This is a genomic window from Flavobacterium collinsii, assembly GCF_902804485.1.
Taxonomy (GTDB): Bacteria; Bacteroidota; Bacteroidia; order Flavobacteriales; family Flavobacteriaceae; genus Flavobacterium; species Flavobacterium collinsii.
Window position 1 is genome coordinate 1 of sequence record NZ_CADCST010000116.1, and the last position, 15308, is coordinate 15308.

At 34.0% G+C, this 15308-nt stretch carries 17 protein-coding genes; 7 read left to right on the top strand and 10 right to left on the bottom strand.

Annotation, left to right across the window (positions count from 1 at the left end; genetic code table 11):
* The 7 genes from FLA105534_RS18840 to FLA105534_RS18870 form a co-directional block, all read left to right on the top strand.
* Nucleotides 1-1148, top strand: a 1148-nt coding sequence (locus FLA105534_RS18840; protein ID WP_173967633.1) for a sensor histidine kinase, incomplete at its 5' end; no start/stop codon positions are given.
* Nucleotides 1149-1151: 3 nt separating this feature from the next.
* A complete protein-coding gene (locus FLA105534_RS18845) occupies nt 1152-1868 on the top strand; it encodes a response regulator transcription factor (RefSeq protein WP_173967634.1) in 717 nt (238 codons plus the stop codon).
* 602 nt (nt 1869-2470) lie between these two features.
* On the top strand, nt 2471-3217 hold the full coding sequence (locus tag FLA105534_RS18850) for a hypothetical protein (RefSeq protein ID WP_173967635.1): 747 nt from the start codon (nt 2471-2473) through the stop codon (nt 3215-3217).
* Between the two features lie 3 nt (nt 3218-3220).
* Nucleotides 3221-4612 carry an RtcB family protein gene (locus FLA105534_RS18855; RefSeq protein ID WP_173967636.1) on the top strand — a complete coding sequence of 464 codons (1392 nt, stop codon included), beginning with the start codon at nt 3221-3223 and terminating at the stop codon, nt 4610-4612.
* A gap of 13 nt (nt 4613-4625) precedes the next feature.
* Nucleotides 4626-5237: a hypothetical protein gene (locus tag FLA105534_RS18860; RefSeq protein ID WP_173967637.1), complete on the top strand. Its 612-nt coding sequence runs from the start codon at nt 4626-4628 to the stop codon at nt 5235-5237.
* Entirely contained in the window at nt 5225-5917 is a 693-nt protein-coding gene (prfH, locus tag FLA105534_RS18865; RefSeq protein WP_173967638.1) for a peptide chain release factor H, read from the top strand. Before FLA105534_RS18860 ends, prfH begins: the two co-directional genes overlap by 13 nt.
* On the top strand, nt 5901-6437 hold the full coding sequence (locus FLA105534_RS18870; RefSeq protein ID WP_173967639.1) for a tetratricopeptide repeat protein: 537 nt from the start codon (nt 5901-5903) through the stop codon (nt 6435-6437). The genes prfH and FLA105534_RS18870 overlap by 17 nt, the downstream gene beginning before the upstream one ends.
* Before the next feature lie 103 nt (nt 6438-6540).
* On the opposite strand, the gene FLA105534_RS18875 is transcribed toward FLA105534_RS18870, so the two are convergent.
* From FLA105534_RS18875 to FLA105534_RS18920, 10 genes are all read right to left on the bottom strand, one after another.
* Nucleotides 6541-7287, bottom strand: a complete 747-nt coding sequence (locus tag FLA105534_RS18875) for an acyl-[acyl-carrier-protein] thioesterase (protein WP_173967640.1) — start codon at nt 7285-7287, stop codon at nt 6541-6543.
* Nucleotides 7288-7355: 68 nt separating this feature from the next.
* Nucleotides 7356-8276, bottom strand: a complete 921-nt coding sequence (gene miaA, locus FLA105534_RS18880) for a tRNA (adenosine(37)-N6)-dimethylallyltransferase MiaA (RefSeq protein WP_173967641.1) — start codon at nt 8274-8276, stop codon at nt 7356-7358.
* A 75-nt stretch (nt 8277-8351) separates the two neighbouring features.
* Entirely contained in the window at nt 8352-9191 is an 840-nt protein-coding gene (locus FLA105534_RS18885) for an ion transporter (RefSeq protein WP_173967642.1), read from the bottom strand.
* A gap of 30 nt (nt 9192-9221) precedes the next feature.
* Nucleotides 9222-10583, bottom strand: a complete 1362-nt coding sequence (locus tag FLA105534_RS18890; RefSeq protein ID WP_173967643.1) for an exonuclease domain-containing protein — start codon at nt 10581-10583, stop codon at nt 9222-9224.
* 98 nt (nt 10584-10681) lie between these two features.
* Complete coding sequence (locus FLA105534_RS18895; protein ID WP_173967644.1) at nt 10682-11029, bottom strand: four helix bundle protein; 348 nt, start codon at nt 11027-11029, stop codon at nt 10682-10684.
* A gap of 41 nt (nt 11030-11070) precedes the next feature.
* Nucleotides 11071-11730, bottom strand: coding sequence for a YggS family pyridoxal phosphate-dependent enzyme (locus tag FLA105534_RS18900; protein WP_173967645.1), 660 nt, complete (start codon nt 11728-11730; stop codon nt 11071-11073).
* Between the two features lie 11 nt (nt 11731-11741).
* On the bottom strand, nt 11742-12635 hold the full coding sequence (locus FLA105534_RS18905; protein WP_173967646.1) for a 3-hydroxyacyl-CoA dehydrogenase family protein: 894 nt from the start codon (nt 12633-12635) through the stop codon (nt 11742-11744).
* Nucleotides 12636-12725: 90 nt separating this feature from the next.
* Nucleotides 12726-13691, bottom strand: a complete 966-nt coding sequence (locus FLA105534_RS18910) for a Gfo/Idh/MocA family protein (protein WP_173967647.1) — start codon at nt 13689-13691, stop codon at nt 12726-12728.
* Nucleotides 13692-13785: 94 nt separating this feature from the next.
* A complete protein-coding gene (locus FLA105534_RS18915; protein ID WP_173967648.1) occupies nt 13786-14508 on the bottom strand; it encodes a LytR/AlgR family response regulator transcription factor in 723 nt (240 codons plus the stop codon).
* A 2-nt stretch (nt 14509-14510) separates the two neighbouring features.
* The coding region (locus tag FLA105534_RS18920; RefSeq protein ID WP_173967649.1) for a sensor histidine kinase at nt 14511-15308 on the bottom strand (798 nt) is incomplete at its 5' end.

Consider the following 15308-nt stretch of genomic DNA (forward strand, 5'->3'; position numbering starts at 1 on the left):
CTTTAGGACAAAGTATTATACCAGATTTAAAAATCGAAAAATCGGGAAGCCTTGATATATTAAATAAAGTTCAACAGCAAATTCAATACAAAGATATTGCTTCTCTAACGCCGATAGAAGGTAGAATAACAAAGGATAAACTTCAAAAACTCTTAAAAAAAGAACTGGAAGAATATGGTGTAAAAACCAAATTTGAATATGGTGTTCTTAATAATGGTCTTGCGACGAAAGTAAGATCTGATGGATTTCATTATGATAAAGACGCAAGTTACCACGTGCCAATTTATACGGATAATGAAGGGAATAGTAAATACGAATTGTTTCTTACGTTTCCTCATAAAAAGAAATTCTTATTGTCTGAATTATTAAGTATTACAATACTTTCAATAATTTTCACATTAATCATTATAGTTGCCTACACCAGTGCACTAAATCAATTGCTGCGTCAGAAACATATTTCTGAAATCAAAACCGATTTTATAAATAATATGACGCATGAGTTTAAGACTCCGATAGCGACAATTAATCTGGCACTTGATGCCATTAAGAATCCTAAGATAATTGAAGATAAAGAGAAAGTGTTTCGCTATCTTCAAATGATTCGGGATGAGAATAAAAGAATGCATGCCCAGGTAGAAAACGTTCTTCGTATCTCTAAGTTAGAAAAAAGAGAATTAGATATTACAAAAGAGCCAACTGCAATTCATGATATCATTGATGATGCCATTGAACATGTAAATTTAATTTTAGAGGACAGAGAAGGTACCGTAGTGAAGCATTTTAATGCAGCAAGAACAACCAGTCTGATTAATGAAGTGCATTTTACGAATGTATTGGTTAATATTTTAGAAAATGCAATAAAATATTCTCCTGGTAAGCCTGAGATAGAAATTTTTACAGAGAATGTAAAAGACATGATTCTGATAAAAGTAAAAGATAATGGTCTTGGTATGAGTAAGGTAGCTCAAAAGAGAGTTTTTGAGAAGTTTTACAGAGAACATACAGGAGATTTGCATAATGTAAAAGGACACGGTTTAGGTCTGGCTTATGTAAAAAGAATAGTAGAAGATCACAATGGTCAAGTATATGTTGAAAGCGAGAAAGGAAAAGGTAGCACCTTTATAATAAAAATACCATTAATAAATTAAAATATGGAAAATAATAACAAAAGAATACTTTTAGTAGAAGATGACCTTAATTTCGGGGCAGTTCTTAAAGATTATCTAATGTTAAATGACTTTGAAGTTACTTTAGCTAAAAACGGTATGGAAGGTTTTGAAAAATTCAAGAAGGATGTATATGATTTATGTATTCTCGATGTAATGATGCCTTATAAAGATGGTTATACTTTAGCCAAAGAAATTAGAGAGAAGAACAGTGAAGTGCCGATTATCTTCTTAACGGCTAAGTCAATGAAAGAAGATGTATTGAAAGGATACAAAGCTGGTGCTGATGATTATTTGAATAAGCCTTTTGATTCAGAAGTTTTGTTGATGAAAATTAAAGCAATCATTCAAAGAAAATCTGCTGATACAAAAGCAGAACAGGTTCAGTTTGAGTTTAATATTGGTAAATTCCATTTAAATTCAAAACTTAGATTTTTGACATTTGAAAACGAAGAACCGATTAAATTGTCTCCAAAAGAGAATGAATTACTTAAAATGTTAATTCTTCATGAAAATGATTTAATGCCAAGAGAATTAGCCTTAACTAAAATCTGGAGAGACGATAACTATTTTACATCAAGAAGTATGGATGTTTACATCGCCAAACTTAGAAAATACCTAAAAGCGGATGAAGATGTTGAAATCCTAAACATCCACGGTGAAGGTTTCAGACTAGTTGTTAAAAGTAAAGTTGCAGAATAACAAAAAATATAACCAAACAAAAAAATATTAGAGTCCTGAGAAATCAGGACTTTTTTTATGCAGAATTTTAACTGCGAGGCACGCAACGATTTTCGCAAAGTTCGCAAAGAGTTCACCTCAAAGCTTCGCGAACTTTGCGTTTTTTCCTTTGCATTCTTTGCGGTTAAGTAAAAAAATATCAAGAAAAATATTCTTAAAATACGATTTATATCTTTTTGATTTTGAGTTCTGTAGTCTTTTTTTTGGCTTTAAGATTAATATGAATAAATTTTTTGTAATGATTTTTCTTAAAATAAATTTGGAAAATCAAAAAAGTATTCTGAATATTTGCAGACGAAAAAAATAATAACCCTTTAAAAACGAAGAAAAAATGTTTGTATTTACATCTACATCACAGAGCTTCACATCAAATGAATTTGGTGCAACGCTTCTTCGTGGCTTATTTCAATCCTAGAAATATACTTTTAGATATATAAAGCCCGAAGACATTTTGTTTCGGGCTTTTTTTTATTCTAGACACTTCAAATTTTCCCGAAAACCGATTTATTATTTATCCACAAGGATAAAAGACAGAGCAATTTAATTTTAGTATACTTTTTCGAATGGAAAATTACACTGAGAACGAGTATGCATTATGCAGTCGTTTTAAAAGTAAAAAAAAGAAGAAAAGGTTGGTAAAAGAGGATTTCGAAAAAAAATTACGTCAACATTTTAAACAAAGAAAGCTGTTGTTTAATGCTTTTAGGGATTTACCTCTAGTGTCATTAGACGAACCTTATCAAAAAGGCTGGTTTAGGTTTTTTGTTTTGAGATCTGATGTATTGATAGATCCCAATGCAGTGTTTTTTATAAATCTGTTGGAAAAAATTAATACTTATCAATTTTCAAATGAAAAATCCTTTAATAAAACTAAACGAAAATTTAGAAAGAAAATTTCTGTTCCATCAAAACAGTTTTTGAAGCAAATTTCCATATATGATTGGAATAGCAAAAAGATAAATTTGACTGAAAACGAGAAATCCTATTTTACATTGACCAAAAGATGGTCGAGTGTTTTTGAGAGAGATATAAGTTATTATACGTTTAACGAACCTTGGAGATTTGTTTTGTGTGTAAAACCCTATATGATTACACACAAGAAATCTGTTGATTCAGATTTAGAAAGTGAACTTCGGGTTTTAGAAAATTATATCCTCAATCATCATTTAAACCATAAAATAAACAGATTAGTTCTGGGTTATTCTCGTCCATCATGGTATTGTCAAACAGAGAATCCAAAAGAGAAAAACCCAATTAAAAATAAAAGTCTGGAAGTATTGTATCAGCAATATCTGGACGAAATGATATAAATCATGGGAAATAAATTATCTGGAAAAGACCTGATTAAATTAGGGTTTCCAAAAAACAATTCAATAAATATCGCCTTAGGGCAGATCAACAGATATAGAAAAAGAGAGAAAAAAGAATCTATCCTGACAGAAGCTAAAGATGTATTGTTACATCCTGAAAAATATGAAGGCAACGGAACCTGGGGTAAAGTAGCTGAAGGTTTGATAAAACCAGTTCAGGTAAGAATGCATCAGTTGAAGGCAACAAGAGTTCCTTTTAAAATTTTTGGAGAAAATGAGATTGATCAACAAGCAAAATTTCAGTTGTATGATTCGTTAAAACTGCCTATTTCAGTAGCCGGAGCATTGATGCCGGATGCACATTCGGGTTACGGACTGCCAATTGGAGGGGTTTTAGCAACAGATAATGCCGTAATTCCGTACGGAGTTGGAGTGGATATCGGATGCAGGATGAGTCTTTCTATTTTTGATTTACCGGCTTCGCATTTTAAAGGAAAGGAACACCAGTTGGAAGCAATTTTGAAAGACAATACCAAGTTTGGAATGTATGAAACTCATGCTTCAAGAGTCGATCATGATGTTTTTTATAAAAGTGAATTTCAGGATATTCCATTGTTAAAGAATCTTTTACCGAAGGCTTACAAACAACTGGGAAGCTCTGGCGGAGGAAACCATTTTGTGGAATTCGGAATTGCTAAAATTGAAAATCCGGAGAACGAATGGAAGCTCGAAAAAGGAGAATATTTCGCCGTTCTTTCACACAGCGGTTCCAGAGGATTAGGCGCAAACATTGCCAAACATTATACCTATTTGGCAACAAAACAATGTCCATTACCAAAAAATGTTCAACATTTGGCCTGGCTGGATTTAAATACGCATGACGGTCAGGAATACTGGCTGGCTATGAATTTAGCAGGAGAATATGCGAAAGCCTGTCATGATGATATTCATCGACGAATTGCCAAAGCAATTGGAAAAAGAGTAGTGGTAACAATCGAAAATCACCACAATTTTGCCTGGAAAGAAATGGTAAACGGTCAGGAATGTATTGTACATAGAAAAGGTGCAACGCCTGCTGCGGAAGGCCAATTGGGAATTATTCCCGGTTCGATGACGGCGCCCGGTTATATTGTAAAAGGCAAAGGAAATGCGGAAAGCTTAAACTCTGCTTCGCATGGCGCAGGGCGTTTGTTTTCAAGAGCGAAGTGTAAAAGTAACTTCACTCAAAGTGAAATTAAAAAGGTATTAAAAGCCAACGAGGTAACCTTAATTGGAGGAAATATTGACGAAGCGCCTATGGCGTATAAAGACATTAGAAAAGTGATGGCAAATCAAAGTGATCTGGTGGAAGTGCTTGGAACTTTTACACCAAAGATCGTTAGGATGGACCGATAAAAAGATAAAGAGTATGAAAAGATTTCAGGATGAGAATAAGTTTTTAGAAAGTTTTTTGCATGAGGTTTTAGTGCAGTGTCCGAAATGTGATGCTAAAGCTAAAGTTAAAAACAAACTTTCGGAAGAATGTAAATGCGGGCATTGTTATACTAAAGTTTTGGAGTGTAAACATTGCTTTTATAAGCTTGATAAGCCCGTTTACCAATACATTGCTTATGGTAAGGCCTATTGCAATCAGTGTTATGGAAAATATGAATTTAAATCGCAGTTATTAAAAGAAAAGCCGGAAAAGTATAAAGCGAAATGTCCGCATTGTAATTTTCAGGAAGAATGGAAACCAAAAATTCAAGAGGTTTTGCAAAATTCAAATAGTAATGACGGTTTAGTGAAAGAACAATGGTATAATTTGCCGCTTTGGTTTCAAATAGAAGTAGACAAACATATTTTCTGGGCTTATAATAAGCAGCATATGGAGTATTTAGAACGGTATATCGGAGCAGGGCTGAGGGAACGAAATCCAGGAATGAATTTCGGATCGAGTTTGGTGTCCCGTTTACCAAAATTTGTAAAAGAAGCCAAGAACAGAGAAAAGCTTCTTAAAATATTAGAGAAATGGAAAAAATAATTCAGATAACAGCGGGTCGGGGACCGGCAGAATGCACCTGGGTAGTGGCCCAGGTGCTTAAAAAAGTTTTGGACGAAGTAGAGGAACAACAATTAGAGGCAACTTTGCTGCAGCGAGAAGTTGGGCAGGAAAACGGAACAGTAGAAACTGCTACCATCGCTGTAAAAGGGAAAGATGCTACCCGATTTGCTGATTCCTGGATAGGAACGATTCAATGGATTGGTCAAAGCCAGTTTAGGAAAATGCACAAGCGAAAAAACTGGTTTATTGGTGTTTTTGAGATTGAACCGCAAAAAAATGCATCAATTTCTGAAAGCGATATTCAGTATCAGGCCATGCGCAGTTCCGGAGCGGGCGGGCAACACGTAAACAAAGTGAGTTCGGCAATCAGAGCAACTCATGTGCCAACAGGAATTGCAGTTGTTGCTATGGACAGCCGTTCGCAGCACCAAAACAAAAAACTGGCAACAGAACGATTATTAAAAAAACTGGAAGACGAAACCTTACAGCAACTTAAAAACCATGTTGGAAAACAATGGGAAAATCAGCTCAACATTCAGCGGGGTAATCCGATTAGAGTTTTTTCAGGAACTGACTTTAAAAAGAACAAGGTAGAGAAAAGTTACAAAGGAACACGTCAGAAACTTAAAACCGATTTACGACATGAAAGCAATAGATAAATACCTTTTTCAGGCATTGGACAGTTATCCCTATTCATTAGAAGAAACCATTGAATCTTTGGATTATGCCTTTTCTTATGATGCTAAAAACACAATGGTTTTGTGCTTGTACGGAAGGATCCAGGCAGAACAATTATGGAATTACGAAGAAGCAAAAAACTATTTTCAGGAAGCCCTGATGATTAACATTCATGCACTCGAAGTATATCCGCACTATGTTCAGACTTTAATTTTAAATGAAGATTTTGAAGAAGCGCAAAAATTAATCGATTTTGCTTTAACTATAAAAGGAATAAACAAATCTGAAATTTTTGTAAAGAAAGGAATTCTTTACGAAGCACAGCAAGAGTTTCAATTAGCACTAAAAGAAATTGAAAAGGCTAAACTTTGTACGTTACAATTTGTTTTTGAATCCGATATTATTGAAGTAGAGAAAAGAATTAAAGGCAAGATTGAGTTGATGCAAAAGAAAAAGAAAGCTGAAAAGACGAAAAAAGATTCGAAGAAGAAAGCAAAGTAATCTTCCTATAAAGAAAAACGAGGCGATTATGCCTCGTTTCTTTTATCAGGAATTCGGGAAATCACCACGAATTTTAAACGTTTATATTTTTTAGGGTAGTATCTTATTTCCAGTGTAACTCCAAAGCAAAACAAGTTTTCTCCTGTTTTGTAATGCTGAAAGTTGCCTGAGTGTGATTATCATCTTCGCTCTCATGGATGATGACTTTATCTTTTAGCGAGAGTTCCTTCATAAAATTCATTTCAAAGCTTTTTACCTCCTGTTTAAGAATTCTTTTCTCCTCTACATGATCAAGGCACCATTCTAAATATTTGACGTTATTAACATGATTTACAATGTCCAGATCCGAGAGGTAAACTGTTTTTTCAAAAACCGCTTCTTTTTCGTGGTTGATGTTTATTTTTGAAAAACCTTCAGTAGTAGCACGTTTTTCGGGGTATAATTCAAAATGTTGGTATGGTAAAGCCAAAGCTTCGGGACGTCGTAACTGTGTGTTAAAAACAGCCCAATACGTTTCGCAGCCTACTATTTTTTTTCCGTTTACATGCATCTCTAAAGCACGAACAGAACGAGAATTTTCTAAACTGTTGATCCATGTTTTTACCGTTACAACATCTTGCCATTTTGGCAAAGCAGTAATTTCAACGCGCATGCGGCTTAACACCCAGGCCTGATGAAACTCCTGCATATCAAAAAAACTAATGCCTCCGGTTTCAGAATGCGCAGCAGCTGTCAATTGCAGAATATTACATAAGTCAGTATACTTTAGAAAACCATTTGGTGTGCATTGTGTAAAATTGATTTCCCAGTCTTTGCTTAAGACAGAAGTAAAATTTGGAGATATTGGCATTGCTGAATTTTAAATTTTAGATTAATTTAGAAAATAGAGTAAAGAGCAGAGAGTACAGAAAATGATTTTTACTTGAAAGAATTCTCTATATAATCTATAATTTCTTTTCTGTCTGTCGCATAATCAAACCATTTTGTGTCTTCATTTCGTTTGAACCAGGTCAGTTGTCTTTTAGAGAAACGTCTGGTATTTTTTTTGATTTCTTCGATGGCAAAAGGCAGCGAAAATTCTCCGTCAAAATAACTAAATAATTCTCTATAACCGACCGTTTGTAAAGCATTTAACGCTTTGTTGGGATATAGAGCCTTGGCTTCTTCTAATAATCCCTCATTCATCATCAGATCCACACGTTGATTGATACGGTCATAAATAACAGGTCTGTTGGCCTCTAAGCCAATTAAGATAGGAGTGAAGTTTCGGTTGTTTTTCTTCTGATTTAAAAAAGAAGAGTAGGGTTTTTGAGTTCCGATACACACTTCTGTAAAACGCATCATTCTTTGCGGATTTTGAAGTGTTTGTGGGTTTTCTATGGTTAGCTTCTGATAGTAAACGGGATCAAGATTTTTTAACTGATCCTGCAAATAAGTAATACCAAGCTTTTCGTAGTTGGCGTTTATTTCAGAACGTACTTCAGGATCAATTTCCGGAAATTCATCGAATCCTTTTAGAATGGCATCAACATATAGTCCTGAACCGCCAATTAGAATAGAGAAGTCATTCTTTACAAACAATTCTTCTAATTTTAAAAGCGCTTCTTTTTCGTAATCCCCAACAGTGTAATTTTCGAAAATAGATTTGTTCTGTATAAAATGATGTACGGCAGATTGAAGTTCTTCGGGAGTTGGGACTGCCGTACCAATTGTCATTTCTTTAAAGAACTGGCGACTGTCGCAAGAGATTATCTCGCAATTGAAATGTTGTGCCAAAGCAATGCTCAAAGCTGTTTTGCCTATTGCTGTTGGTCCGACGATGGTAATTAGATATTTCATATTTGGGAGTCTTTACGGTTGCAAAAACCATAGACTTGTATGGATTAAAGTAAGGATTGTGAAGCTCTTTTTGAATTAATTATTAGGTAATTTTGTTCCGCATTCGAAACAATATTGAGCATGATCAAAATGTACCTGTGAGTTACACTTTTTGCAAGTTTTTTTGCTGCTTACGACACTGTTTTTTAGACTACTTTTTGCAAATTCAGCAGTCACGATTCCAGTTGGAACGGCTATAATTCCATAACCCAGAATCATAACAAAGGCGGCAATAAATTGTCCGAGAGGAGTCTGAGGGGAAATATCGCCATAACCCACTGTGGTTAAGGTAACAATTGTCCAGTAAATACTCATCGGGATACTTGTAAAGCCAGATTCTTTACCTTCGACCAAATACATGACAGAACCAATTATTATGGTGCTAATAAGGACAAAATAAATAAAAACAAGAATTTTTTCCTTACTGGCTTCAATGGCTTCCCGAAGTTGAATAGACTGATGGGATATTTGCGGAATATGGAGGATTTTGAATAATCTGAAAAAACGCAGGGCTCTTATTATAGACAGTACACTTGCTCCTGGGAAAAATATGGATAGATACATAGGCAATACAGCCATCAGATCAATAATACCATAAAAACTAAAAACATATCTGATAGGTTTTTGAATTGAAATTATTCGAAGTACATATTCAATGGTAAAAAATACGGTGATGATCCATTCGCAAATGATAAGCTGAGCGTGGTATTTTTGATTGATTCCCTGAACGGTTTCCATCATAATCAAAATTACGCTTAGCAAAATTAATCCAAGAAGCACCAGATCAAACATTCTTCCCAAAAACGTATCCGTTCCATAAAGGATGATTTTGATTCTTTCCCGGAAGATGTCGTATTTGGATTTTGTTTTTTTCATCTCCACGAAGATAATGAAAGTTTAGCAGTGTTAAAAATGAAGAACCTTTATTGATTTACTCTTTCGGAGGTAACTTTGAATAATGTTTTTCACATCGCGATTATGCTGCATCGGAATTAAAATATTTTTAAGAATCTCGATGTTTGTAATCTGATAATTTAGATCGTAAAAGGCGTATCCTTTATAAAGACCATTTTCAATTAAAATGGCGCTTCTTTCGTTGACATTTCGGCCCCTGTCCAGTAAAATCATGCTTTTATTTTCGAAACTGTTTTCTGCGATAAATTGTTGTACACGGCCATTGTAAACTTCAGGTGTTACTTCCTCAATACAGGCACCATCACATTCTTTGATTTTATATTGAAAACACTCTTTTTTGGTTTGATAAAGTCCCGTTAGCTTTTGACATAAATGGTATTTTGATGTAAATCTAAACAGAGCATTTTTACCTTCCTGCAAAGTACCAAATGAGGTAATTTCTTTTTTACGACCGTCTGCTTTTTCAAGCTTTAAATTGATATAGCCATTAGTGTCTTTCTCTGCATACAAAGCATATTGAAAGATGGTTTTTCGTTGTGAACGATTGTATCTTGGGCGATTTATTTTTATTTCTTCACTTTCTTTCAAAAGAGCAATTAATTCGCTTCCGGTTTCATCATAAGTTATGGTGAAAACTTCGGCCTGAATTTTTTTACTTTTGGTAGTAATTCCTGTAAAATGCTGATTGACTCTTTTCTTTATATTTTGGCTTTTTCCAATATAGATAAGGGTTCCGCCTTCATTGTAAATATAATAGACACCAGTTTTTGCTGGCATTTGAGCAAGTATGTCCAGGAACTTTGGAGCAATTCCTTTTTCTACCTCCAGTTTTATAAAATCTTTTACAATGGTTTTTTCGAGATCTTTTTCCAGAAGCATCTTAAATAGCTTGGTTGTTGCCATTGCGTCTCCACTGGCACGATGTCTGTCTGCCATTGGAATCCCAAGTGCGCGCACCAATTTTCCTAAGCTATAAGAAGGTTGATCCGGAATTAATTTCTTAGCAAGTTCAACTGTACATAGTGTTTTGGCTTCGAAATTATAGCCCAGTCGTCTGAATTCGGTACGTAGAATTCGGTAATCAAAGGAGGCATTGTGTGCTACAATAATGCAGTCTGTAGTGATTTCGATAATTCGTTTTGCAACTTCAAAAAATTTCGGAGCAGAACGCAACATAGCATTATTGATTCCGGTTAATTTCACCACGAAGGGCTGAATCGGAATTTCAGGATTAACCAGACTAATGAATTGGTCAATTACTTCATGGCCATCAAATTTATAAATGGCGATTTCGGTAATTCCTTCCTCATTAAACTGACCTCCAGTGGTTTCTATGTCTAGTATTGCGTACATTTTCAATGTCAATATCAATTTCAAAAATCAATGTCAATGCTAAAAATCAATATTAAAAATTGAAATTTGCAATTGCTATTGTAATTGTCATTGAAAAATTATCTTTTATTTATTATCATTTTTGATGAAATTGCGATAAGTTGTTCAACTTCAATTAGAAGTTTGTCCCTTTTGTCATTATCACCTTCTTTTATATAATCTAAAATTTTTAGCGAATTTCTGGATTCCTTCAATTCTTTTACAACTAAAGAAAGTTTAAAAATAAAATCTTTGTTTGTTATTGTACCTTGAGCTTCTCCAAAATTTAAAGAAGCACTTCCGGATGATCTAATCAATTGATTTTTGTAATATTCATTTTCGAATAACTTCTCTAATTGTCTTGTAAAGAAAATACATTCTCCGGCAAAACGAACTAATCGATCCTCAAAATTGAATATTTTTTCCATTTATATAATTGATTTTTGAAATTGCGATTGATATTGAGACCTTATCTTCCGCCAAAAATACTGCTTCCAATGCGAACCATTGTACTGCCGCATTCAATTGCAAGTTGATAATCTCCGGACATTCCCATAGAGACAGTAGTCAGATTGCAGTTTTCTTTATTCAGTTCTTTTATGGAATCAAAAATAGATTTTAAATGTGTAAACTCCTTTTTAATTTGGTTTTGATCTTCTGTAAATGTTGCCATTCCCATTAATCCTAAGATACGAATGTTTTTCATTTCTTTGAATTCTGGTGAAGATAGTAATTCATTTAATTCGTTTTCGTCTAAGCCAAATTTAGACTCTTCTTCGGCAATATGTATTTGAAGCAGGCAATCAATAATTCGATCGTTTTTCAATGCTTGTTTATTGATTTCCTGCAACAGTTTTAAGCTGTCTACACCATGAATCAAACTTACAAAAGGTGCCATAAATTTGACTTTATTCGACTGTACATGACCAATCATGTGCCATTGAATGTCTTTAGGCATCTGTTCGTATTTGTCAACCATTTCCTGGATTTTGTTTTCTCCAAAAATACGCTGACCGGCATCATAAGCCTGCATTAAATCGGAAACAGGTTTTGTTTTAGAAACGGCAACTAAAGTTACGGTTTCGGGTAAACCTGACTTGATTGTATTTAAATTCGATGCTATCGACATGGTATTTCTTTTTAGGAAAGTATAAATTGTTTAGAGATTTTCTCTGCTTTTTTACTTTCGCTATAATCGTAAAAACCTTCACCTGATTTTACACCTAACTTTCCGGCTCTCACCATGTTCACCAATAGAGGGCAAGGGGCGTATTTTGGGTTTTTGAAACCGTCGTACATTACATTTAAAATAGCAAGACAAACATCAAGACCAATAAAATCAGCTAATTGAAGAGGTCCCATAGGGTGTCCCATTCCTAACTTCATTACAGTATCAATTTCGTAAACTCCCGCAACTTTGTTGTACAAGGTTTCGATCGCTTCGTTAAGCATAGGCATTAAAATTCGGTTTGCTACAAAACCAGGGTAATCATTTACTTCAACTGGAACTTTACCTAATTTTACAGATAAGCCCATGATGGTTTTGGTAACTTCATCGCTGGTGTTGTATCCGCGGATGATTTCTACTAATTTCATGATAGGCACCGGATTCATAAAGTGCATACCAATAACTCTTTCAGGATGTGCTACAACAGCTCCAATTTGAGTAATAGAAATTGAAGAAGTATTGGTCGCCAGAATAGTATTATGAGAACAAGCTTCGTTTAATTGTTTGAAAATATTAAGTTTTAACTCTACATTTTCAGTAGCAGCTTCAACTACTAAATCCACACCAACAACGCCGTCTTTAATATCAGTATACGTAATAATATTAGTGATCGTTTTGGTAACTTCTTCCTGAGTGATGGTTCCTTTAGAAAGCATTCGATCTAAATTGGCAGCAATAGTCGCCATTCCTTTGTCTAATGATTTTTCTGAAACGTCAATTAGTTTTACAGTAAAACCACTTTGTGCAAATGTATGAGCAATTCCGTTACCCATTGTTCCTGCACCAATTACAGCTATAGTCTTCATTTAAATTTGATGTTATATTTATGATTTTAGCCACGAGTTCGCAAATTAATTGATGAACTCGTGGCTAATTTATTTTTTAAAAGTTTTCAATTATTTATCGAAACAATCAATAATCTGATAGGCCACTCTCAATGCATCTGTTGCCTGTTCCAGGGTTACAACTGGTGTCGTATCTGTGTTTATAGCATTGGCAAATGATTCCAGCTCATCAAGGATTGCGTTGTTTTGCTCGACATCAGGATTTGTAAAATAGATTTGTTTTTTTACACCTTCTGCATTTTGCAAAATCATATCAAAGTCACCCGGAATTTCCGGAGCGTCTTTCATACGAACGACTTCGCATTTTTTCTCCAGAAAATCCACAGAAATGTAGGCATCTTTTTGAAAAAATCTCGTTTTACGCATATTTTTCATTGAAATTCTGCTCGCCGTTAAATTGGCTACACATCCATTTTCGAATTCAATTCTCGCATTGGCAATGTCCGGAGTTTCACTAATTACAGAAACACCGCTTGCATTGATGTTTTTTACTTTTGAATTCACAACGCTTAAAATGGCATCAATATCATGTATCATTAAATCGAGAACTACAGGAACATCTGTACCACGCGGATTAAATTCAGCCAAACGATGTGTTTCTATAAACATTGGATTTTCAATCATGTTTTTTGTAGCAATAAACGCAGGATTGAAGCGCTCAACATGACCTACCTGACCTTTTACATTGTGTTCTTTGGCTAAAGCAATAATTTCTTCGGCTTCTTCAACAGTATTGGCAATAGGTTTCTCTATAAAGATATGTTTTCCGGATTTGATGGCTACCTTAGCACATTTATAGTGTGAAAGAGTTGGGGTTACGATATCGATAACATCCACAGCGTGGATTAATTTTGCAATGGTGTTGAAGTTTTTATAGCCAAACTCTTTTGAGATTCTTTCGGCATTTTCCTGATTTTCGTCGTAAAATCCAACTAATTCGTATTGGTCAGATTGTTGTAATAAGCGTAAATGTATTTTACCAAGATGACCTGCACCTAAAACTCCTACTTTTAACATGAGAATGTATTTTAAACAAAAATATAATTTATTTGTTGAAAGTAAAAGTTTAGTTATGACAAAGTCGAAATTATTTGAACAATTTTAAATGTATTTACATACTTAACTTCTCTTTAAAGTTATTGGTTTGTCTTCGTGATATTTCGACTTTTACTTCTTTTGGAAGCTGTACGAGCAAGTTACCACTAAACCAAGGGTCTATTTTGAGTATATATTCTATATTGATAATTTGGTTTCGATTGGCCCGGAAGAAATAATCATCAGGAAGTTTTTCTTCAATGTTGTTTAATGATTTATTAAGTACAGCTTTTTCATCCTGAAAGAATATTTTGGTGTAATTGCCATCAACTTCAAATAGAAAGATATCAGCAATTTTTACGAGCCAGCATTTTTCGCCATCACGAATAAAAATCTGATTGTTTAGCGTTAGCTTCTTATTGTTTTTTTCTTCTTTTTCAATTAGATTTTGACTTGCTTTTTCGATTGAATGAGCAAATCTTTTTGGATTTATCGGTTTTAGTAAATAATCTAAGGCGTTGTATTCGAAAGATTTAATGGCGTATTCGTCAAATGCTGTTGTGAAAATTGTAATAGGAACTTTGTCTAGCATTTCTAACAGCTCAAAACCGTCTTTTTCGGGCATATTGATATCCAGAAAAAGTAGATCCGGTTGGGTTTCCTGTATTAATTTAAAGCCCGAATCTACATTTTCTGCTTCTCCGATAATTTCAATTTCAGGATGATTTTTAATTAATTCTTTAAGCTCATTTCTGGCCAGACGGGAATCTTCAACAATAACAGCTTTTATTTTTTTCATACTTAAAGTATTGGGATAATTATTTTTGCAATTACTTTATTTTCTATTTCCTGCAATTTAAAACTAGCTTTTTCACCATAGATTAAATACAATCTTTTTTCGATATTTTTAATTCCTAATTGTGTAGAATCTTTTTCAATGGTAAGCATTCCGGTATTCGAAACCAGAATGGTTAAATTGTTATTTTCCAGGTTGGTTTCTAATGATATTTGCCCTCCGTCTTTTAATTTTGCAATTCCATGTTTAACCGCATTTTCGATCAGCATTTGGATGATCATAGGAGGGATTTGCAGCTTTAAAGTGTTTTGGTCTATTTGAGAAATAAAATTCAAACGTTCTTCCATTTGAATTTTTGAAATTTCAATGAAGTTTTCTACCATTTCAATTTCTTCTTCCAACGCAATTGTTGTAATCTCGTTTTTGGTCAGGGAATACCGAAGCATTTCGGACAATCGGGTTATCATTTCTCTCGATTTTTCAGGATTTTCCAGAATTAATCCGCGAATATTATTTAAACTGTTAAACATAAAATGGGGATTGATTTGCCCCTTTAAAGCATTCAGTTGAGAATCTTTTAAAGTGTTTTCAATTTCCATTCGGTCCATTTTATTATTCTTAATTTGCAGGGTTGTTCTGTAAATGGTATAAATAACTATCCAAAGAAAGAAAAGAAATCCCATCACAAAAATAAAGGCGATTTGGTTTTTTTGAGATTGAGATGGATGGTCAAGAACTTCAGGTCTTTGATAAACATAATGAAGCATTAGATAATTGTAAGCCATTAGCACCCCATAATAAAA